Source organism: Pseudorhizobium endolithicum, from assembly GCF_902153245.2.
Lineage (GTDB): Bacteria > Pseudomonadota > Alphaproteobacteria > Rhizobiales > Rhizobiaceae > Neorhizobium > Neorhizobium endolithicum.
On record NZ_CABFWF030000008.1, the window covers coordinates 181,279 to 201,073 of the forward strand.

General features: G+C 64.0%; 17 protein-coding genes. 11 read left to right on the plus strand and 6 right to left on the minus strand.

The genetic code is table 11. The annotated features are described in order from the left end of the window. Nucleotides 1–42: 42 nt before the first annotated feature. The 4 genes from pnp to rbfA form a co-directional block, all read right to left on the minus strand. Nucleotides 43–2,196 carry a polyribonucleotide nucleotidyltransferase gene (pnp, locus tag RTCK_RS05545; protein ID WP_142522306.1) on the minus strand — a complete coding sequence of 718 codons (2,154 nt, stop codon included), beginning with the start codon at nt 2,194–2,196 and terminating at the stop codon, nt 43–45. A 302-nt stretch (nt 2,197–2,498) separates the two neighbouring features. Continuing rightward, on the minus strand, nt 2,499–2,768 hold the full coding sequence (gene rpsO / locus RTCK_RS05550) for a 30S ribosomal protein S15 (RefSeq protein ID WP_142522307.1): 270 nt from the start codon (nt 2,766–2,768) through the stop codon (nt 2,499–2,501). Between the two features lie 166 nt (nt 2,769–2,934). Next, on the minus strand, nt 2,935–3,867 hold the full coding sequence (gene truB, locus RTCK_RS05555) for a tRNA pseudouridine(55) synthase TruB (protein ID WP_142592069.1): 933 nt from the start codon (nt 3,865–3,867) through the stop codon (nt 2,935–2,937). Between the two features lie 12 nt (nt 3,868–3,879). Then, a complete protein-coding gene (gene rbfA / locus RTCK_RS05560; protein ID WP_142522309.1) occupies nt 3,880–4,290 on the minus strand; it encodes a 30S ribosome-binding factor RbfA in 411 nt (136 codons plus the stop codon). A 379-nt stretch (nt 4,291–4,669) separates the two neighbouring features. Here rbfA and RTCK_RS05565 point away from each other — a divergent pair, with 379 nt between their 5' ends. Continuing rightward, a complete protein-coding gene (locus RTCK_RS05565; RefSeq protein WP_142522310.1) occupies nt 4,670–5,755 on the plus strand; it encodes a DUF475 domain-containing protein in 1,086 nt (361 codons plus the stop codon). An 87-nt stretch (nt 5,756–5,842) separates the two neighbouring features. Continuing rightward, entirely contained in the window at nt 5,843–6,610 is a 768-nt protein-coding gene (locus RTCK_RS05570; protein WP_142592070.1) for a metallophosphoesterase family protein, read from the plus strand. 3 nt (nt 6,611–6,613) lie between these two features. Here RTCK_RS05570 and RTCK_RS05575 read toward each other — a convergent pair whose 3' ends face one another. Continuing rightward, entirely contained in the window at nt 6,614–7,636 is a 1,023-nt protein-coding gene (locus RTCK_RS05575) for a GntR family transcriptional regulator (protein ID WP_142592071.1), read from the minus strand. Between the two features lie 168 nt (nt 7,637–7,804). On the opposite strand from RTCK_RS05575, the gene RTCK_RS05580 reads away from it, so the two are divergent. The 5 genes from RTCK_RS05580 to RTCK_RS05600 all read left to right on the plus strand — a co-directional run bounded on the left by RTCK_RS05580 (nt 7,805) and on the right by RTCK_RS05600 (nt 12,531). Then, complete coding sequence (locus RTCK_RS05580) at nt 7,805–8,548, plus strand: SDR family oxidoreductase (RefSeq protein WP_142592072.1); 744 nt, start codon at nt 7,805–7,807, stop codon at nt 8,546–8,548. Then, a complete protein-coding gene (locus RTCK_RS05585) occupies nt 8,545–9,633 on the plus strand; it encodes an Ldh family oxidoreductase (RefSeq protein ID WP_142592073.1) in 1,089 nt (362 codons plus the stop codon). Before RTCK_RS05580 ends, RTCK_RS05585 begins: the two co-directional genes overlap by 4 nt. Before the next feature lie 90 nt (nt 9,634–9,723). Beyond that, a complete protein-coding gene (locus RTCK_RS05590; protein ID WP_211181432.1) occupies nt 9,724–10,716 on the plus strand; it encodes a C4-dicarboxylate TRAP transporter substrate-binding protein in 993 nt (330 codons plus the stop codon). A gap of 33 nt (nt 10,717–10,749) precedes the next feature. Continuing rightward, nucleotides 10,750–11,235: a TRAP transporter small permease gene (locus tag RTCK_RS05595; protein ID WP_142592074.1), complete on the plus strand. Its 486-nt coding sequence runs from the start codon at nt 10,750–10,752 to the stop codon at nt 11,233–11,235. A gap of 12 nt (nt 11,236–11,247) precedes the next feature. Then, entirely contained in the window at nt 11,248–12,531 is a 1,284-nt protein-coding gene (locus RTCK_RS05600) for a TRAP transporter large permease (protein WP_142592075.1), read from the plus strand. 307 nt (nt 12,532–12,838) lie between these two features. Here the strand turns inward: RTCK_RS05600 and RTCK_RS05605 are convergent, their stop codons facing one another. Then, on the minus strand, nt 12,839–14,248 hold the full coding sequence (locus tag RTCK_RS05605) for a helix-turn-helix domain-containing protein (RefSeq protein WP_142592076.1): 1,410 nt from the start codon (nt 14,246–14,248) through the stop codon (nt 12,839–12,841). Nucleotides 14,249–14,367: 119 nt separating this feature from the next. Here RTCK_RS05605 and RTCK_RS05610 point away from each other — a divergent pair, with 119 nt between their 5' ends. The 4 genes from RTCK_RS05610 to RTCK_RS05625 all read left to right on the plus strand — a co-directional run bounded on the left by RTCK_RS05610 (nt 14,368) and on the right by RTCK_RS05625 (nt 19,355). After that, nucleotides 14,368–15,900 carry an acyl-CoA carboxylase subunit beta gene (locus tag RTCK_RS05610; RefSeq protein WP_142592077.1) on the plus strand — a complete coding sequence of 511 codons (1,533 nt, stop codon included), beginning with the start codon at nt 14,368–14,370 and terminating at the stop codon, nt 15,898–15,900. A gap of 142 nt (nt 15,901–16,042) precedes the next feature. Then, the gene (gene yghU, locus RTCK_RS05615; RefSeq protein ID WP_142592078.1) at nt 16,043–16,957 is read left to right on the plus strand and encodes a glutathione-dependent disulfide-bond oxidoreductase; all 915 of its coding nucleotides are present in this window, start codon (nt 16,043–16,045) and stop codon (nt 16,955–16,957) included. 11 nt (nt 16,958–16,968) lie between these two features. Then, nucleotides 16,969–17,346, plus strand: coding sequence for a hypothetical protein (locus RTCK_RS05620; RefSeq protein ID WP_142522321.1), 378 nt, complete (start codon nt 16,969–16,971; stop codon nt 17,344–17,346). Between the two features lie 2 nt (nt 17,347–17,348). Continuing rightward, on the plus strand, nt 17,349–19,355 hold the full coding sequence (locus tag RTCK_RS05625) for an acetyl-CoA carboxylase biotin carboxylase subunit (RefSeq protein WP_185927921.1): 2,007 nt from the start codon (nt 17,349–17,351) through the stop codon (nt 19,353–19,355). The last annotated feature ends 440 nt before the right edge of the window (nt 19,356–19,795 follow it).

Sequence of the window (19,795 nt, forward strand, 5' to 3'; positions counted from 1 at the left end):
CGGAAACTATCCCGCGCCTCGATGCTTCAGGAAAGAAGGATCTTATTCGGCAGCTTCGCCGCCTTCGCTCTTCTTTTCCTTCTTCTCCTGCGGGATCTCCTGGCCGGTGGCCTGGTCGACGACCTTCATCGACAGGCGAACCTTGCCACGCTCGTCGAAGCCCATCAGCTTGACCCAGACCTTGTCGCCTTCCTTGACGACGTCCTGGGTCTTGGCAACACGCTCGGAAGCAAGCTGCGAGATGTGGACCAGACCATCGCGGGCGCCGAAGAAGTTGACGAACGCGCCAAAGTCGGCGGTCTTGACGACTGTACCCTCATAGATGGCGCCGACTTCCGGCTCTGCGACGATCGAGTGGATCCACTTGCGGGCCGCTTCGATTTCTTTGCCGGAGGAAGAGGCGATCTTGATCGTGCCATCGTCTTCGATGTTGATCTTGGCGCCGGTCTTCTCGACGATCTCGCGGATGACCTTGCCGCCCGAGCCGATAACTTCGCGGATCTTGTCGACCGGGATGTTCATCACTTCGATGCGGGGTGCGAATTCGCCCAGCTGCGCACGACCTTCGGTGATGGCATTGGCCATCTCGTTCAGGATGTGCTTGCGACCGCCCTGTGCCTGGCCGAGCGCGACCTTCATGATCTCCTCGGTGATGCCGGCGATCTTGATGTCCATCTGCAGCGAAGTGATGCCGTCGGCCGTACCCGCGACCTTGAAGTCCATGTCGCCGAGATGGTCCTCGTCGCCGAGGATGTCGGAAAGAACGGCGAAACGGTCACCTTCGAGGATCAGGCCCATTGCAATACCGGCAACCGGCTTGGCAAGCGGAACGCCTGCGTCCATCAGAGCGAGCGAGGTACCACAAACGGTTGCCATCGAGGACGAGCCGTTGGACTCGGTAATCTCAGAAACGACGCGGAGCGTATAGGGGAACTGCTCCGCCGTCGGCAGCATCGGACGGATGGCGCGCCATGCGAGCTTGCCATGACCGATCTCGCGGCGGCCTGGGGAGCCCATGCGACCCGTTTCACCGACCGAGTAGGGCGGGAAGTTGTAATGTAGCAGGAAGCGCTCCTTGTACATCCCGGTCAGCGAGTCGACATACTGCTCGTCTTCGCCGGTGCCGAGTGTCGCAACGACAATCGCCTGTGTCTCGCCGCGGGTGAAGAGCGCCGAGCCATGCGTGCGCGGCAGGATGCCAACCTCCGACACGATCGGGCGGACCGTTTCCAGATCGCGGCCGTCGATGCGGCTCTTGGTGTCGAGGATATTCCAGCGAACGATCTTGGCCTGCAGGTGCTTGAACACGCCGCCGATAACTTCCGCCGTGTACTTCGGCTCCACCCCTTCGGGGAAGAAGTGCGCCTTCACCTTGGCCTTGACGGCGTCGACGGCGGCGTAGCGATCCGCCTTCTGGGTGATCTTGTAAGCGTCGCGCAGCTCGGCCTCAAAATGCTTCAGCATCTCGGCTTCAAGTTCGGAATAATCTTCCGGCTGGAAGTCGCGCGGCTCCTTGGCAGCAACTTCGGCAAGCTTGATGATCGCGTCTATCACCGGTTGGAAGCCGCGATGGCCAAACATGACGGCGCCGAGCATGACGTCTTCGTTCAGTTCCTTGGCTTCGGATTCAACCATCAGGACGGCATCCTGCGTGCCGGCGACGACGAGGTCGAGGCTCGACTCGTCCATCTCGTCGAGATGCGGGTTCAGCACGTATTCGCCATTGATGTAGCCGACGCGGGCTCCGCCGATCGGGCCCATGAAGGGAACGCCGGAAAGCGTCAGCGCTGCCGAAGTGGCAACCATGGAGAGGATGTCGGGGTTGTTTTCCAGGTCATGCTGGATGACCGTGACAACGACCTGCGTGTCGTTCTTGTAACCTTCCGGGAAGAGCGGACGGATCGGGCGGTCGATCAGGCGGGAGACGAGGGTCTCGTTCTCCGACGGACGGCCTTCACGCTTGAAGTAGCCGCCCGGGATCTTGCCGGCAGCATAGGTCTTTTCCTGGTAGTTGACGGTCAGCGGGAAGAAGTCCTGGCCCGGCTTCGGCGCCTTGGCGGAAACGACGGTCGCGAGAACGACGGTTTCCCCGTAGGTGGCAAGCACGGCGCCGTCAGCCTGGCGGGCGATCTTGCCGGTTTCCAGCTTGAGGGGGCGACCGGCCCACTCGATTTCAACGGAATGCGTATTGAACATTGTCGTGTCCTTCGTAGCGCGGCGGCGATCGCCGGATCTCGGCGGGACCGCGCGATTGTTGACGTGACACGGGCAAGACAACGGGAGGCTTTCGTTCCGCGGGACGACCTGGGCCGATCCTGTCGCCGAGCCAGACCAAGCGTCTGGCGAAAGCATCCGGCAATCCTGCCCCATGGCAGGTCAGCGGTTGATTTGGCGAAGCCGGCCCATCCGGTCCGCCAGTCGATCCGTTCGGATCGCGTCTTCGGATAGGCCGAAGACAGGATGGCGGGCGTCCCTTTCGAGACGCCCGCCATAAATCGTTAGCGGCGGATACCCAGGCTGGTGATCAGCTTGGTGTAGCGGCCTTCATCCTTCTTCTTGAGGTAGTCAAGAAGCGAGCGGCGGCTGGAAACCATCGCGAGGAGGCCACGACGGGAGTGGTTGTCCTTCTTGTGGCCCTTGAAGTGCTCGGTCAGGTTGTTGATGCGCTCGGTCAGGATCGCGACCTGGACTTCCGGAGAACCGGTGTCGCCTTCAACGGTTGCGTATTCCTTGATCAGCGCAGCCTTGCGCTCGGCAGTGATCGACATCGGACAGGTCCTTTCTGAATGAGGATCATGGGGTCGCCAAAGGCCGGGATGTCGTCCAGCCATGGCCGTGAAAAGCAAACGGGATACCCAGGGCCATTGCCCGGCACCCAGTGCTGGCGCTGCCTATACTCCATATGCCCCCGGAATGGAAGGGGGCAGGCATGGCTCATCCGAACACGCGCTTCGGCCGGAACTCGCCCTGGCCGATCTCGCCGATGGCAACCAGCCTGCCGCGCGCCGTCGCATAGGCTTCCGGCTCGGCGAGCGGCGCATCCCGACCCCGGACGATCACCGGATTTCCCATCCGCAGACGATGCGCCTGATCGTCGGTCACGGCAAGGTGCGGAAGATTCGAAAGGGCTTCGGCGGTATCGATGAGATAGGCATCCAGGGCGGCGAGGCGCTGGTCCCGGTCCTCGATATTCTCCAGTGCGGTGAGATCGGCGAGCGGCACCATGCGGTCCTCCGCGAAGGGCGCGACGAAGGTGCGCCGCAGGCCGGAGATGTGGCCGAAGCATCCCAGGTCGCGTCCGAAGTCGCGCGCCAGGGCCCGGACATAGGTGCCCTTGCCGCATTCCACTTCGAAATGGGCCGTGTTCGCATCGGGACAGGCGAGCAGCGTCAGCCGGTGGATATCGACCTCCCGCGACGGGATCTCGACGGTCTCGCCGTCACGCGCCAGGTCATAGGCCCGCTCGCCGGCGATCTTGATCGCCGAGAACTGCGGCGGCACCTGGCTGATCGTGCCGGTATAGGCCGGCAGCAGCGCACGGATCTGCTCCTGCGTGGGACGGCTGTCGGAGCTTTCCGTCACGGCGCCTTCGAGATCGTCGGTCGAACGCTCCTCACCCCAGGTGACGGTGAACTCGTAGACCTTGCGCCCGTCCATGACGTAGGGAACGGTCTTCGTGGCGTCCCCCAGCGCGATCGGCAGCATGCCGGAGGCGAGCGGATCGAGTGTCCCTGCGTGGCCGCACTTCTGGGCATTGAAGAGCCACTTGATCTTGGAGACGGCTTCCGTGGAGCCGAAGTCCACCGGCTTGTCGAGAATGAGCCAACCGGAAACCGGCCGGCCCTTGGGCTTGCGAGGCTTTGACATGGATTACTTTTCTTATTCTTCGTCTTCGGAGGCCGGCGTGTCTAGGTCGCGCCTAACCTCCGGGGATCGCAGCAACTGGTCGATCTTCTGGTAGTTATCGAAGCTGGTGTCGTCGCGGAAACGCACTTCCGGCATGTATTTCATCTGCCGCAGTTGCCCGCCAAGCCGGCCGCGGATGAACTTCGCGTTGCGGTTCAGGGCGTCGATCACAGCCTTGTGATCCGGCAGCCCCAGCGGTGTCACATAGGCGGTCGCGATCTTCAGGTCGGGCGACATCCGCACTTCCGATACGGAAATCACGGTCTTCTCCAGAAGATCGTCGCGCACCTCGCCCCGCTGCAGCACCTGGGTGATCGCAGCGCGTACCTGCTCGCCAACGCGAAGCATGCGCTGGGACGGCGCCGAGGAGGTTGCTTTTGCCATTCGTGTGTCTCTTTCAAGCGACTTGTGGCGGATCGGCCTTCTGCCTGATGCGCCGCGCTTCATCGTTTCCAGGCTCAAATGCCTCGTGCCGCCGCAAAGGTCAAGGACTGCCTGTCATGCGTTACCCTTGACGTAGCGCAAGAAATGCCCAACTACATCGCCGTCTCCGTGCTGCCCGAAAAATGGCACGGATCAGAACCCGGTGCCGGGCCCCTCTGGCGAGAGTACTACGGCGCTCTCGCGATGTCGGTACCGCCTGCAATCAAGCCGGCGGATTCTTTTTATCCATGACACATCTTCTTCCAACCTGCAGCGATGCCGGAAAGGCCTCGGCTGCGCCCTCGTCCTGCCTTCCCACCATGCGGCGGGAGGTCGGGCAATGAACCGGACGCAATCCCATACCTCCCTGTTCGGCTACCTGAAATGGTCGATCATCGTCACCATCGCGGGCCTGCTTCTCGGCGGCGTCCTCGGCTGGCAGACCACCGGAACCGTCAGCGGCATGCTGACCGTCTTCTTCATCTGTGCCGTTCTGGCGGTGCTCGAGATTTCGCTGTCCTTCGACAATGCGATCGTCAACGCCAACAAGCTGAAGGACATGACCCCCGTCTGGCAGCAACGCTTCCTGACCTGGGGCATCCTGATCGCCGTCTTCGGCATGCGCATCGTCTTCCCGCTGCTGATCGTCGTGATCGCCGCGGGCATCGGCCCGATCGACGCGATCGTGCTGGCGGCCGCCCAGCCCGACGAATATGCGCGCATCATGCACGACGCCCATCTGCCGATCGCCGCCTTTGGCGGCACGTTCCTGATGATGGTGGGACTCACCTACTTCTTCAACCACGAGAAGGAGATCCACTGGGTCGTCATGCTGGAGAAGCACATGTCGCGCTATGCGACGATCAAAGGGGTGGAGATCGCCTTCGTTCTGGCTCTGATCCTGATCTTCTCGAACATTCTCGATGGGGAGGATTCGACCACGTTCCTGGTATCGGCGATCTATGGCCTGATCACCTTCCTGGCCGTGGAACTTCTGGGCGGGCTGCTCGACGCCTCCCAGCGGGCCATGTCGGAAGCCGCCAGAGGCGGTCTCGGCGCCTTCATTTATCTGGAGGTTCTGGACGCGAGCTTCTCGTTCGACGGGGTGATCGGCGCCTTCGCGCTGACGCAGAACCTGTTCATCATCGCCATCGGCCTCGGCATCGGCGCCATGTATGTCCGCTCGATGACGATCATGCTGGTGGAGAAGCAGACGCTCACGCACTACCGCTACCTGGAGCATGGCGCCTTCTATGCGATCCTGATCCTGTCGGTCATCATGTACGTGCAGACGCTGTACCATATCCCGGAGGTGATCACCGGCCTCGGCGGCGCAAGCCTCATCGGCCTGGCCCTGTGGTCCTCGATCCGGCACAACCGGCAGGCACGGATTCACGACACGAACCTCGCGCGTGGCGAAATCTGAACCGGGATCTCTGGAAGAAGGGCCTTCGGGCCCTTCTTTGTCTTCCGTGAGGCTGCTAGAGATGATCGCCAGGTCCGGGAGCCGATCATGCGTTTTCCCTTTCGAAAAGCGCCCCGCGCGGCAGCAAGCAACGCTCGTCCTCCCCGCCCGCGGCTGTTCTTCCAGGCTCGACCGGAGGTTCTCTACGCTATCGGGGATATTCACGGGTGCTACAGGCTCCTGCGTCGGATGGAAGAATTCGTCATCGCCGACGCCGCTGGCATACGCGGAGAGAAATGGATCGTTCTGCTGGGGGACTACATCGACAGGGGACCCGAGAGCGCTCAGGTTCTGGAGCATCTCACCTCCGTGACGCCCCAGGGATTCCGCCGTTTCTGTCTCGCAGGCAATCACGAGGACATGCTGCTCTCCTTCCTCGATCACCCATCCGTGGATCATCGCTGGCTGGCCCTTGGCGGACGTGAAACCTTGCGCTCCTACGGGATTTCGCTTCCAGGGCCGACCGCGACTATGGCGGAAGCGTTGTCGGGAGTTCCAAACAGGCACACAGAATTTGTCAGGACCGCCCCCGTCCTGCTATCCGTCCCAGGCTTCGTTTTCGTGCATGGCGGAACCCGGCCCGATCTGCCTCTTCATCTACAGTCCGATCAAGACCTGATGTGGCGCCGGCCGGATCCGGACGCGGACCCGGAAGTATCCGACTACGTGACGGTCCATGGCCATACTCCGGCATCAAGGGTCGAGGTCACCCGTACTCGCATCAACCTCGACACTGGAGCCTTTGTGAGCGGCAGGCTGTCATGTTTGCGGTTGATGCGCGGCGGCCGGGTTTCCGTTACGACGCTGCAATTGTAGCCGTCAGGCGAGCTTCTCCAGGTAGGGGAGATCGTCCGGGTGAACCTCGCGCGTCACCCGGTTGAAGCGGTCGATGGCCCTGTCGCGGGATATCTGCAGATGCCGGCGGAGGCTGGCCGCTGCTTCGCCGCCATGCCCGGCTTCGAGTCTTTCGACGATCTCCAGGTGCTCGGGGAGGAAAGGCTCCGCCCCGAACAGCCGCGGCATCCAGCGGTACAGGAAGCGGTGGGCGATCAGCAGCGCCTGGGGCAGGCTGATCGCCTGCATCATGGTCCGGTTGCCGCAATATCCCAGCAGCGTCACATGCAGGTCCTCCTCCAACCGATCGAGATCGGGGCCGGCCAGGGTCGCGGCATTCTCCGAAGCCTGCTCCAGCCTGTCGCGCATCGCCGGCAGCAGGTCGGGGGGCAGCCGCGGCGCCGCCTTCTCGAGGGCCACAGGTTCCAGAAGCCAGCGCAACTCGTAAAGTTCGCCGACATGTTCGGGCGTCATCGCAGGGGCGATCCAGCGCGAGCGGTCATCCTTGCGGACGACGCCCCGCTGCTGGAGCCTCGCCACCACGTCGCGGGCAACCGTGCGGCTGACGTCGTAGTAGCGCGCCAGCTCGGTCTCGTTTACCCTCCATCCCGCAAAGGATGTCCGCGCGGCGATCTCGCTTTCGACCTCTCCGTAGATGCGGGACCAGGTGGCGAGCTGTGTCAGCCTCAGTTCTTCTCCGACGCGGGCCGGCGCGCCGTCGGGGCGGACAACGCCGCCCTTCGGCTTCGCCACCCTATAGCCCCGTCCCGCGGACTTCATCAGCAGCCCGCGACGTTCCAGTTCGGACAATGCCTGCCGCGCCGGCGCACGGCTGATGCCAAACTGCTCCGCCAGCGCCGACTCGCTGAGCCGGGTGCCTTCACGCAGCGACCCTTGGGCTATCTGCGACGCCACGATGTCGAAGACCTGCTGGTAGAGCCGCGGGACGGTACCGCCCGCCGCCTTCCCGGCGGGAGCCCGCGACTCAGTCTCGCCTTTCCATTCCATGCGTCCTCCCGTCTCTTTCCGCGCATCCCATCCGACAAAAACTTAGCAGCTTCCAAAACCGCCATCAAACGCGTCATCACCCTCCGTCCGCGGCGGATTGCGGGGTTGAAAAGCGCGGAGATTAACGTATAGTGTACACCTAAGACGCTAGGCCTTGGAGGAGAGGTGATGGGGGATCGTCTGGCGAACAGACGCGCGCTGGTGACCGGTGCCGGGCAGGGCATGGGGCGCGCCATTGCGCTGGCATTCGCCCGCGAGGGTGCATCCGGGGTCGCGACCAGCCGCACGCTCTCGAAAATGGAAGATCTTCCCCGCCTGTCCGCTTCGATTGACATCACGGCCCTCGACGTCACTGATCCGGCGGCGATCCGGACGGTGATTGGCGGCGCGGGAACGCTCGATATCCTCGTCAATTGCGCCGGCTGGGTTCACAACGGCTCCATCCTCGACTGCGATGACGAGGACTGGCTGAAGAGTATGGATTACAATGCCACATCGGCCTTCCGGACGATGAAGGCTGTGCTGCCGCAGATGATCGAGCACGGCCGCGGTTCGATCGTCAACGTGGCCTCCGTCGCGTCGAGCATTACCGGCGTCCCCAATCGTGCCGCCTACGGCGCCAGCAAGGCAGCCATGATCGGGCTCACCAAGGCGGCCGCGCGCGACGTCATCGCGACCGGCGTCCGCGTCAACGCCCTGTGCCCAGGCACCACGCTGTCACCCTCGCTGCAGAGCCGTATCGATGCCAGTCCTGATCCGCAGGAAATGCAGCGCACCTTCATCGCGCGCCAGCCGATAGGCCGGCTCGGCACGGTCGAGGAAATGGCCGCGGCCGCGGTCTATCTGGCGAGCGACGAAACCGCATTCATGACCGGCCAGATCCTGGTCGTAGACGGAGGCCAGACCCTATGAACCAACCCGCGACCACGGCAACCGGGGAGGCTGTCGTTTACGCTCCCATCGAAAAGGTCGATCGCTTCTGCCGCGACGTGTTCGGCGCGATAGGCGCCGACGAGGCGACCGCGGATGCCGCCACCCGCGCCATGATGCACGGATCGCGGCTTGGCGTCGACAGCCATGGCGTCCGCCTGCTCGACCACTATGTGAGGGTGATGGAGGGAGGGCGCGTCAATCGGCGCCCCGACGTCAGGATCGTGCACTCCTTCGGCGCCGTGGCGGCTCTGGATGCCGACCACGGCCACGGCGCGCTCGGCGCCTATAGCGGCATGGAGCACGCAGTCGAGCTCGCCGGACAGTTCGGCATCGGCGCCGTGTCGATCCGCAACAGCTCGCATTTCGGTCCTGCCGGCGCCTATGCCATGGCGGCGGCTGAACGCGGCTTCATCGGCCTGGCCGTCTGCAATTCGGACAGCTTCGTGCGCCTTCATGACGGCGCCATGCGCTTCCACGGCACCAATCCGATCGCCTTCGCCGTTCCGGTCGAGAATGACCAGCCTTGGCTGCTCGACATGGCGACGAGCGCCATCCCCTACAATCGCGTGCAGCTCTATCGCAGCCTCGGCATCCAGCTGCCCGAAGGCGTGGCGTCGGATATTCACGGACAGGATGTCCGCGATCCTGGCCAGGTCGAGATGCTGGCGCCCGTGGGCGGCGAGTTCGGCTTCAAAGGCGCGGGGCTTGCCGGGATCGCCGAGATCCTGAGCGCCGTAATTTCCGGCATGCGCCTGAGCTTCGACATCCTGCCCATGCCCGGTCCCGACCTCTCGACGCCGCGCGAGCTGGGCGCCTTCGTGCTGGCGCTGAAACCGGGCGCCTTCGTCGATGAGGCGGTCTTCCGGGCCGGCATGGAACGCTATGTCGAGGTTCTGCGCTCGTCGCCCGCGCGCGAGGGCATGACGGTCATGGCGCCCGGAGACCGGGAGTGGAAAGTCGCGGAGGAGCGACGCCGCATCGGCCTGCCGCTCGATCCCGCCACACGCGATGCCTTTGCCGCACTTGCCGAAAAGCATGGCCTGACGCCGCCTTTCGCCGGGTGAACGCACCGCGGCCGGCAAGGCAGAGGCCGGCCGCACCTGCCGATATGCGGCGGGAGGAATGTCGAACAACGACACCAAGAGGAGGAAAGCATGCACAGGATTACCAAGAGACTGATGCCCCTGCTGGCGGCAACCGGCCTTGCCGCACTCGCCGCCCAGGCGGCGAATGCCCAGGACAGCTTCACGCTGCGTTTCAACCACGTGCTTGGACCAAGCGAGCCCTTCCACGAAGGCTTCATGGCCTGGGCGAAGAAGGTGGAGGAGCGCACCAATGGCGGACTGAAGCTGGAGGTCTACCACAGCGCCCAGCTAGGGGTTGAGGAAGACATCATCGAGCAGATCCGCCAGGGCGCGAACGTCGGCCAGAACACCGATTCCGCCCGCCTCGGCAACTATGTTCCGAGCATCGCGGTGATGAACGGTCCCTACTTCGTGGATTCGCTGGAAGACGTCTGGAAGCTTTCGGATTCTCCGACGCTCGCCCAATGGCAGGACGAGCTTGCCTCGCAGCACGGCCTCAAGGTCGTCTGCTTCGACTGGGTGCAGGGCTTCCGGCACTTCTTCACCAATAAGCCTGTCCGCACGCCTGAGGATCTCGAGGGCTTGCGCATTCGCACGCCGCCGGCTCCGATCTGGCAGGAATCCATCCGTGCGCTCGGGGCCGCGCCGACCGCCATGGCCTTCGGCGACATGTATCCGGCCCTGCAGCAGCAGGCTATCGACGGTGTCGAGCTGGTCTATGCCAACATCCCCGGCGGCCGTTTCTACGAGGTTCTGAAATACGCCAACGAGACCAAGCACATCATGCTCATCAACTTCCAGGTGGTGAGCGCGCAGTGGTTCGATGGCCTGCCGGCCGACTACCAGACCGCACTGGTGGAGGAATGCAAGGCAGCCGGACGGGAGACCTCCCAGAAGATTGCCGAGATGGCCGAGACGATCAAGGCCGACCTGCAGTCGAAGGGGATGGAGGTCGTCAGCGACGTCGATCTGGAGGCCTTCAAGGCCGCCGGCGAGAAGGCCTACGAGGCGCTCGGAATCACCGACGCCAAGAACGCCGTCCAGGCCGAACTCGGCAAGTAACGCAGCACCAGGCCCGGCCGCAGGAGGACACCGATGCGAAAGATCCACGACACGATCGGAAAATTCGAGGCGGTGGCGGCCGGCATCCTGCTGACGCTGATGGTCCTGCTGATCTTCACGGGCGGCCTCGCACGGCTGGCCGCCCATCCCCTCAACTGGACGATCGACTTCGCCACCTGCTTCTTCGCCTGGGCCTGCTTCATCTGCGCCGACATCGCCTGGCGCCGCGACAGCCTGATGTCCATCGATCTGCTGACCGACCGCCTGTCAGCGAAGACGCAGCGCGCCCTGACCTGCCTGAACTACCTCATCCTTCTGGTCTTTCTTCTGTTCGTCGTCGTTTACGGCACGCAACTGGCGTGGACCAGCCGGGCGCGCAGCTTCCAGGGCATTCCCTGGATCAGCTATTCCTGGGTCACCGCAAGCCTGCCGTTCGGAGGGCTGCTGCTGACCCTCACCACGATCGTGAAACTCATCGATCTTTCCCGCGGCCGGACGGCTGCCCCCGCAGCCGCCTGAGGTCCGCCGGCCATGCTTCTCGTCACCATCGCCTTCATCGTCCTGATGCTCATCGGCATGCCGGTCGCCTTCGCGATCGGCATTTCCGGCGTCGTCTTCTTCCTGCAGCACCCCGAGCTGCCGATCACCATTCCGCTGCAGCAGACGATCTCCACGACGCAGAACTTCGCGCTGCTCGCCATCCCCCTGTTCATCATGGCCGGCAACCTTATGAATGCCTCCGGCATCACCGAAAAGCTGCTCGACCTCGCCTCCGTCATCGCCGGCCGCATGAAGGGCGGGCTGGCGCAGATGTCGCTTGCGCTTTCCGCCTTGATGGGCGGCGTCTCCGGCTCGGCGATCGCCGACGCGGCCATGCAGAGCCGGATGCTCGGCAACGAGATGATCAACCGCGGCATGTCGAAAGGCTTTACCGCCGGCGTCCTCTCGTTCGGGTCCATCCTGACGCCGATCATCCCTCCCGGCCTCGGTTTCATCATCTATGGCACGATCGGGCAGGTCTCGATCGGCCGCCTCTTTGCGGCCGGCATCGTCCCGGCCTTCCTGCTCTGGGCAGCACTTGCCCTGACGGTTTCGATCGTCGCGAACCGGCGCGGCTATCCCACCGCGCGTACCACGCGCGCTTCCGCCCGCGAGGTGGCCGGTGCGATCCGCGGCGGCATCTGGGCGATCCTGTTTCCGATCATCCTCCTGCTCGGGCTCCGCTTCGGCATATTCACACCCTCCGAGATCGGCGCCTTCGCCGTCATCTATGCCGTCTTCATCGGCCTTGTCGCCTACAGGAAACTGAAGGCCGCATCCTTCCGGGAGGCGCTGGAGGGAAGCCTTTCCGATGTCGGCGCAGTGATGTTCCTGATCGCCCTTTCGGCGATCTTCAGCTACGGGATCGTGCTGGAGCGGGTTCCGGAGCTGATTTCCGGAGCGATCCTCTCCGTGACCGACAGCTTCTACGGGGTGCTGACGCTCATCGTGCTGTTCATCATCGCCTGCGGCTTCTTCATCGACGCGACGGTGCTGATCATCATGCTGACGCCGATCTTCCTGCCGCTGGTGCGCAGCCTGGGGGGTGACCCGGTGCATTTCGGCGTTGTTTTCGTCGTGGCGGCAACGATCGGCAACTTCACGCCGCCGGTGGGTGCCGCCATGTACGCCGTCTGCTCGATCCTCAAGGTCAAGATCGGCGACTACACGCGGGAATCCGTGCCCCTGATGCTCGCCATCTCCATCGTCACGCTGGTCCTCATCTTCATTCCCGACGCCGTTCTCTTCCTGCCGAACCTGTTGTTCACAAGATAAGGCCCGGGAGGGCTCCTTCGGCCACGGCACCCCACCTCCAGGTGCTTCACGGCGCTTCCTACCTCCACCACCGTGCCGGCTGCCCCGTGGCCGAGCCCCGGCTCGCGCAGCACGAAAGGCGCGATCGCCCTTGGGTATGGCAGTGTACGGCACTACCGCAGACGCCGACGGTATGGATGGCGATCTTGACCTCGTCGGCCCCGACGTCGAGCGCCAGGTCGATGTCGCGCAGCGCCAACAAGCCTTTTTCTTCCGGTCGCAGTGCCTGCGTCGGCTTTCTCCTCAGGCGGCTCCGCTGGTCTCGATCCTACTGTATCCGGTAGGGCGTCGTCTCGCGCCGGTCGGGATCGACGGAAATCCTGCGGCGGAAGGGCGGGACGGCGCGGCTCGCGCAGTTCATCCGCTCGCAGATACGACAGGAGATGCCGATCGGCTGAAAACTCGCGCGCTCCGTCAGGTTCAGGTCGTCGGCATAGACGAAAGCCTCCGCGTAGGAAATCTCGCATCCCAGCGCCAGCGCATAGCTCGGCTGCTGGGAATGAAAGCCACCCAATCCCTTGTTGACCTGTATCGCGAGGCAGAGATAGCGCGCCCCGTCCGGTGTCTCGGCGAGCTGCCGGATGATACGGCCGGGGGCTTCGAATGCCTGATGGGCGTTCCACAGGGGACAGGCGGCGCCGAAGCGGGCGAACTGCAGCTTGGTCGCGCTATGGCGCTTGGTGATGTTGCCGGCCCGGTCGATGCGGGCGAAGAAGATCGGCACTCCCTTCTGTCCGGGCCGCTGCAGCGTGGAAAGCCTGTGGCAAACCTGTTCCAGTGATGCGCCGAAGCGCGCCGCAAGCAGCTCGATATCGTGCCGCAGCTCCCGCGCTGCACGCAGGAAGGCCTGATAGGGCATGATCAGCGCCCCGGCGAAATAATTGTGCAGGCCGATGCGGCAGACGTCCACCGCCTCCTCCGTACGGAAGCCGGCGCCCCTCGCGATGGCGTCGATCCGCTCGGCCGCATGCATCTGGGCAATCTGCACCGCGACCTGGAAGTCGCGCGTCTGCGCCGGCGCATAGGGGTTGATGGTCAGTACCCGGCTTGCGGAATCGAACTGCCGCAGCGCGTTCTCCTGCATCGGCTGATAGACGATACGGATGCCGTGGCGCTGCTCGAGATGGTCGGCGAGCGCCGCATGGCGGCTGCCGTCGTTCAGGCCGAGCTCGCCCGCCAGCCGCTCGGCATCGACATCAAGGTCGTGCAGGTAGTTGTCGACGAAGTGGAAGAAGTCGCGCACTTCCTCATAGGGCGTCGTCTCAACGGCGGCGGCGCGGCCGAGGCGGTCGTCCAGGCTCGCCAGCTGCTCGCTGTTGCGTCGATAGGCCTGGTGACAGGTGATCAGCGCGTGGGCGAGGCCCGGCGCATTCTGCGTCACCAGCTTCAGCTCCTGCAGGCTGGGCGCGTAAGTATCGAAAAGCGGGTCGGACAGCGCCTCCGCGAGCGCGGAGAGAAGCCGGTCCGATTCACCGGTCGACAGTTCCGCAAGGTCGAGCTGGAACTTGTCGGCCAGCGCCAGGAGCACCGCCGCCGATACCGGGCGCTGGTTGTTCTCGATCTGGTTCAGGTAGCTGGTGGAGATGCCGATGCGTTCGGCGAACTGGCTCTGGGTCGCATTGCTCGCGGCCCTCAGTTCCCGTACCTTCCGCCCGATGAAGAGCTTGCCGATCGCCATGTTCGCAAATTCGCAATTTCACCTTTGCTATTTCATAATTTGGCAGTGGCACGCGTTCAATGCTTTTCCGCAGGGCCAGCGGCAAATAAGGAAGACGAACAGAATTCGGGGAGTAGCAAATGCGGGCAGTGCTGCATGAGTTGGAAAGGCGCCGGGCGGAGGCACGGCTCGGCGGCGGCGAGAGGCGCGTCGCCGCGCAGCATGGCAAGGGCAAGCTGACGGCGCGCGAACGCATCGAGGTCCTTCTCGACGAAGGCTCCTTCGAGGAATTCGACATGTACGTCACCCACCGCGCCGTCGATTTCGGCATGGCGGAGCAGAAGATCGCTGGCGACGGCGTCGTCACCGGCTGGGGCACGATCAACGGCCGCCAGGTCTATGTCTTTTCCCAGGACTTCACCGTGCTCGGCGGCTCCTTGTCGGAAACCCATGCGCAGAAGATCTGCAAGATCATGGACATGGCGGTGCGAGTCGGCGCGCCGGTGATCGGCCTCAACGATTCCGGCGGCGCGCGCATCCAGGAAGGCGTGGCCTCGCTGGCCGGCTATGCAGAGGTCTTCCGCCGCAATGCCGAGGCCTCAGGTGTCATCCCGCAGATATCCGTCATCATGGGGCCGTGCGCCGGTGGCGCCGTCTATTCACCGGCGATGACCGACTTCATCTTCATGGTGCGCGACAGCTCCTACATGTTCGTCACCGGCCCCGATGTCGTGAAGACGGTGACCAACGAGATCGTCACGGCCGAGGAACTGGGCGGCGCCGGCACGCATACGAAGAAATCCTCCGTGGCGGACGCCGCTTACGAGAACGACATCGAGGCGCTGGAGGCGACGCGCCGGCTTTTCGACTTCCTGCCGCTCAACAACCGCGAGAGACCGCCCGTCCGGCCCTTCCACGATGATCCGGCACGCATCGAGGCCCGCCTCGACAGCCTGATCCCGGACAGCCCGACCAAGCCATACGACATGAAGGAACTGATTCTCGCGATCGCCGACGAAGGCGATTTCTTCGAAATCCAGGAAGCCTTCGCCAGGAACATCGTCACCGGCTTCATCCGCATCGAGGGCCAGACGGTCGGCGTCGTCGCCAACCAGCCGATGGTGCTCGCCGGCTGCCTCGACATCGACTCGTCCCGCAAGGGCGCCCGTTTCGTGCGCTTCTGCGATGCCTTCTCGATCCCGATCCTGACGCTGGTGGACGTGCCGGGCTTCCTGCCAGGGACGGCCCAGGAATATGGCGGCGTCATCAAGCACGGCGCCAAGCTGCTGTTCGCCTATTCGGAGGCGACCGTGCCGATGGTGACGCTGATCACCCGCAAGGCCTATGGCGGCGCCTATGACGTGATGGCGTCGAAGCATATCGGCGCCGACATCAACTATGCCTGGCCGACCGCCGAGATCGCCGTGATGGGCGCCAAGGGCGCGACGGAAATCCTCTACCGCTCCGAACTGTCGGATCCGGAGAAGATCGCCGTGCGCACGGCGGAATACGAGGAGCGCTTCGCCAATCCCTTCGTCGCCGCCGAGCGCGGCTTCATCGACGAGGTGATCATGCCGCATTCCTCCCGCCGCCGCATCGCCCGCGCCTTCGCCTCGCTGCGCAACAAACAGGTCACCACGCACTGGAAGAAGCACGACACGATACCGCTGTAGGAGGCGGCACCGGACCTTGCCAAAAGCGGCTCAGAAATTTTGAACCGAACCTCAAAAGGGCTGCAGCATGCGGCAGATTTCAGACGCCACTCCTATATCCCCGGAGTCACGCACTGATGCACCCTCCGAAAGGACAGATTTCATGACCGACACCGAGAAATTTCCGCCCGAGAAGAACCTGCCCGCCGGCTATGTCCCCCCGAAAACCTGGACCTGGGAGCACGGCAATGGCGGCGCCTTTGCCAGCACCAATCGTCCTACTGCCGGCGCCACGCATGACAAGGAACTTCCCGTCGGCAGGCACCCGCTGCAGCTCTATTCGCTGGGCACCCCGAACGGCGTGAAGGTGACGATCATGCTGGAGGAGCTCCTGGCCGCCGGCCACGCCGGGGCCGAATACGATGCCTGGCTGATCAGGATCGGCGATGGCGACCAGTTCGGCTCCGGCTTCGTCGAGGTCAACCCGAACTCCAAGATCCCGGCCATGATGGACCACGCGCCGAAGGGTGGCGGCGAGCCGCTCCGCATCTTCGAGTCCGGCTCCATCCTCGTCTATCTTGCGGAGAAGTTCAGCGCTTTCCTTCCCGCGGATCTGCGCGCCCGCACGGAATCCCTCAACTGGCTGTTCTGGCAGATGGGATCGGCACCCTTCGTCGGCGGCGGCTTCGGGCATTTCTTCGCCTATGCGCCCATGAAGATCCAGTACGCCATCGACCGCTATGCGATGGAAACGAAGCGGCAGATGGACGTGCTCAACCGCCACCTCGCCGGCAACGAATATATGGCAGGTGCCGAATACACGATCGCCGACATGGCGATCTGGCCGTGGTACGGCCAGCTTGCGCTGGACCGCGTCTATCCGGGCGCCGGAACCTTCTTGTCGGTCCATGAATATGAACACGTCCAGCGTTGGGCCAAGCAGCTTGACGAGCGATCGGCCGTCAAGCGCGGCGTGATGGTCAACCGCACGTCTGGCGAGCCGTCGACCCAGTTGCACGAGCGCCACGAGGCGTCGGACTTCGAGACGAAGACCCAGGACAAGATCAGCAAGGCCTGAAGGAGACGACAATGGCGAACCTGCCCGACATGACCAAGCACCGGGGCTTTCCTTCCGGCATGCCGGGCACCGGCGTCCAGTTCACTATCCGCCGCGCTAATCCAAAGGGGGTGACGCCGATCAAGGCGCTGCCGCGGCACGGCCGGCCCGGAACCAAGGAGCACCGGATCGACGCCGCCTTCCTGCATGCCCTCTGGCATCATTTCGGGGACGAACCTTTTGAACGGGGCAATCTGGATGCCGCGCGCATCAATCTCCTGTTCGGACGCGAGATAATTCCCGCCGAAAAGGATTTCGATCCTACCTCCTACGAAGCCCTGCTGATGATCAACGAGAAGGTCGCGCGGCAGAGTTTCCCGGAGTCCTTTGAAGACGTTTTCGAGGTGTGACGGTGCCGATCAGGAAGATCCTCATAGCCAATCGCGGCGAGATTGCCTGCCGCGTCATCCGGACCGCGAAGAAGATGGGCATCGCCACCGTCGCCGTCTATTCCGACGCCGACCGTGATGCGCTGCATGTGCGCCAGGCGGACGAGGCGGTGCATATCGGGCCCGCGCCCTCCTCGCAGTCCTATATCGTCATCGAGAAGATCCTCGACGCGATCCGCCAGACGGGCGCCGATGCGGTCCATCCGGGCTACGGCTTCCTGTCGGAAAACCCGGCCTTTGCCGAGGCGCTGGAGAAGGAAGGCGTGACCTTCATTGGCCCGCCGGTCAATGCCATCCAGGCGATGGGCGACAAGATCACCTCGAAGAAGCTCGCGGCGGAGGCCGGAGTCTCCACCGTGCCCGGCCACATGGGCCTGATCGAGGACGCCGAGGAGGCGGTCAGGATCTCCGCCTCGATCGGCTATCCGGTGATGATCAAGGCATCGGCCGGCGGCGGCGGCAAGGGCATGCGCATCGCCTGGAACGACGCCGAGGCCCGCGAAGGCTTCCAGTCGTCGAAGAACGAGGCGAAGAGTTCCTTCGGCGACGACCGCATCTTCATTGAGAAATTCGTCACCGAGCCGCGCCACATCGAGATCCAGGTGCTCGGCGACAGGCACGGCAACGTCCTCTATCTCGGCGAGCGCGAATGCTCGATCCAGCGCCGCAACCAGAAGGTCATCGAGGAAGCCCCCTCGCCCTTCCTCGACGAGGCGACCCGCAAGGCGATGGGCGAACAGGCCGTCGCCCTTGCGAAAGCCGTCGGCTACCATTCGACCGGCACCGTCGAATTCATCGTCGACGGCGCCCGCAACTTCTACTTCCTCGAGATGAACACGCGCCTGCAGGTGGAGCATCCGGTCACGGAACTCGTCACCGGCATCAACCTCGTGGAGCAGATGATCCGCGTTGCCGCTGGCGAAAGGCTCTCCTTCGGCCAGAACGACGTCCGGCTGAATGGCTGGGCGGTCGAAAGCCGGCTCTATGCGGAAGATCCCTATCGGAACTTCCTGCCCTCGATCGGCCGGCTCACCCGCTACCGCCCGCCGGCGGAAGGCAGGCAGACGGATGGAACGATCGTGCGCAACGATACCGGCGTCTTCGAGGGCGGCGAGATCTCCATGTATTACGACCCGATGATCGCCAAGCTCTGCACATGGGCGCCGGACCGCCAGGCGGCAATCCGCGCCATGGGCGATGCGCTCGATGATTTCGAGGTGGAGGGCATGGGCCACAACCTGCCCTTCCTGTCGGCGGTGATGGAGCATCCGCGCTTCCGCTCCGGCACGATCACCACGGCTTTCATCGCGGAGGAGTTCCCGGAAGGCTTCTCCGGCGTCCGGCCGGATGCGGATGCTGCCCGCCGGCTTGCCGCCATCGCCGTGACCATCAATCAGACGCTGCAGGAGCGGGCGGTGCAGATCTCCGGGACGATCGGCAATCACCGCCGCATCGTCGGCCGCGACTGGGTGGTGGCGCTCGCCGATGCCGAGCTCGCCGGCACGCTGGAAACCTCCGCAGACGGCATCTTCGTCCGCTTCGCGGACGGCGAGGCACTGTCGGTGGCCAGCGGCTGGCTGCCCGGCCAAAGCCATGCAAGCTTCCATGTCGGCGGACACCATATGGGCGTGAAGGTTGATCTCGTCGGCACAGCGATCCGGCTCCGCTGGCGCGGCATCGACGTGACCGCGCGCGTCCGCAGCCCGCGGGTGGCGGAGCTCGCCCGCCTGATGCCGGTCAAGCTGCCTCCGGACACGTCGAAGATGCTGCTCTGCCCCATGCCCGGCGTCATCACGTCGATCGCCGTCAGCCAGGGCGATGCCGTCGAAGCCGGCCAGACGCTTGCCAGCGTCGAGGCCATGAAGATGGAGAACGTCCTGAAGGCGGAGCGCCGGGGCGTCGTCAAGCGGATCGCCGCAACCGCCGGCCAGAGCCTTGCGGTGGACGAGCTGATCATGGAGTTCGAATAGGACAGAAAAGGGGAAGACTCGGCGCAACCGATCCAGGAAAATCAGCGGCTTGGGAAAAATCTGGGCGCAGATCATCCCCGTTGCGCGAAGCTGATGCAGACTAAGTCCGTCCCGCCGCGGATACACCAGGAGGCGTCCTGGCGAGGCGGGGCCGGCGCTGGTGGTGAAGGGACGACGTGAACCTTCATCATCGGGGTCCGCGGAAAATGATCTCCCTCCGGCGACCGGGGCGGAAGAAATGCAGTCGGACCGACGTTTCTTCTGATTTCCCGTTATTGCGCGCCGGGTGTGCCTGTGAGGCACGAAGGGTGACGGGGCCGCGCCGGGCGGCGTCCGAGAAGTGGAAACACTTCAATGGTCGCGCGGCGCAGGTGGATGACGAGGTTCAAGGGCAGTCATGGCCTGAACCTCGTAAGCTGAGGGCGCCCATGACCCTTCCT

Excerpts from the sequence above, each read along its gene's own strand:
- RTCK_RS05590 (WP_211181432.1), top strand. The coding sequence starts at position 9,724 with ATGCACAGGATTACCAAGAGACTGATGCCCCTGCTGGCGGCAACCGGC.
- yghU (WP_142592078.1), top strand. The coding sequence starts at position 16,043 with ATGACCGACACCGAGAAATTTCCGCCCGAGAAGAACCTGCCCGCCGGC.
- RTCK_RS05570 (WP_142592070.1), top strand. The coding sequence starts at position 5,843 with ATGCGTTTTCCCTTTCGAAAAGCGCCCCGCGCGGCAGCAAGCAACGCT.
- RTCK_RS05595 (WP_142592074.1), top strand. The coding sequence starts at position 10,750 with ATGCGAAAGATCCACGACACGATCGGAAAATTCGAGGCGGTGGCGGCC.
- pnp (WP_142522306.1), bottom strand. The coding sequence starts at position 2,196 with ATGTTCAATACGCATTCCGTTGAAATCGAGTGGGCCGGTCGCCCCCTC.
- RTCK_RS05565 (WP_142522310.1), top strand. The coding sequence starts at position 4,670 with ATGAACCGGACGCAATCCCATACCTCCCTGTTCGGCTACCTGAAATGG.
- rpsO (WP_142522307.1), bottom strand. The coding sequence starts at position 2,768 with ATGTCGATCACTGCCGAGCGCAAGGCTGCGCTGATCAAGGAATACGCA.
- RTCK_RS05585 (WP_142592073.1), top strand. The coding sequence starts at position 8,545 with ATGAACCAACCCGCGACCACGGCAACCGGGGAGGCTGTCGTTTACGCT.
- RTCK_RS05600 (WP_142592075.1), top strand. The coding sequence starts at position 11,248 with ATGCTTCTCGTCACCATCGCCTTCATCGTCCTGATGCTCATCGGCATG.
- RTCK_RS05620 (WP_142522321.1), top strand. The coding sequence starts at position 16,969 with ATGGCGAACCTGCCCGACATGACCAAGCACCGGGGCTTTCCTTCCGGC.
- RTCK_RS05605 (WP_142592076.1), bottom strand. The coding sequence starts at position 14,248 with ATGGCGATCGGCAAGCTCTTCATCGGGCGGAAGGTACGGGAACTGAGG.
- RTCK_RS05580 (WP_142592072.1), top strand. The coding sequence starts at position 7,805 with ATGGGGGATCGTCTGGCGAACAGACGCGCGCTGGTGACCGGTGCCGGG.
- rbfA (WP_142522309.1), bottom strand. The coding sequence starts at position 4,290 with ATGGCAAAAGCAACCTCCTCGGCGCCGTCCCAGCGCATGCTTCGCGTT.
- RTCK_RS05610 (WP_142592077.1), top strand. The coding sequence starts at position 14,368 with ATGCGGGCAGTGCTGCATGAGTTGGAAAGGCGCCGGGCGGAGGCACGG.
- truB (WP_142592069.1), bottom strand. The coding sequence starts at position 3,867 with ATGTCAAAGCCTCGCAAGCCCAAGGGCCGGCCGGTTTCCGGTTGGCTC.
- RTCK_RS05575 (WP_142592071.1), bottom strand. The coding sequence starts at position 7,636 with ATGGAATGGAAAGGCGAGACTGAGTCGCGGGCTCCCGCCGGGAAGGCG.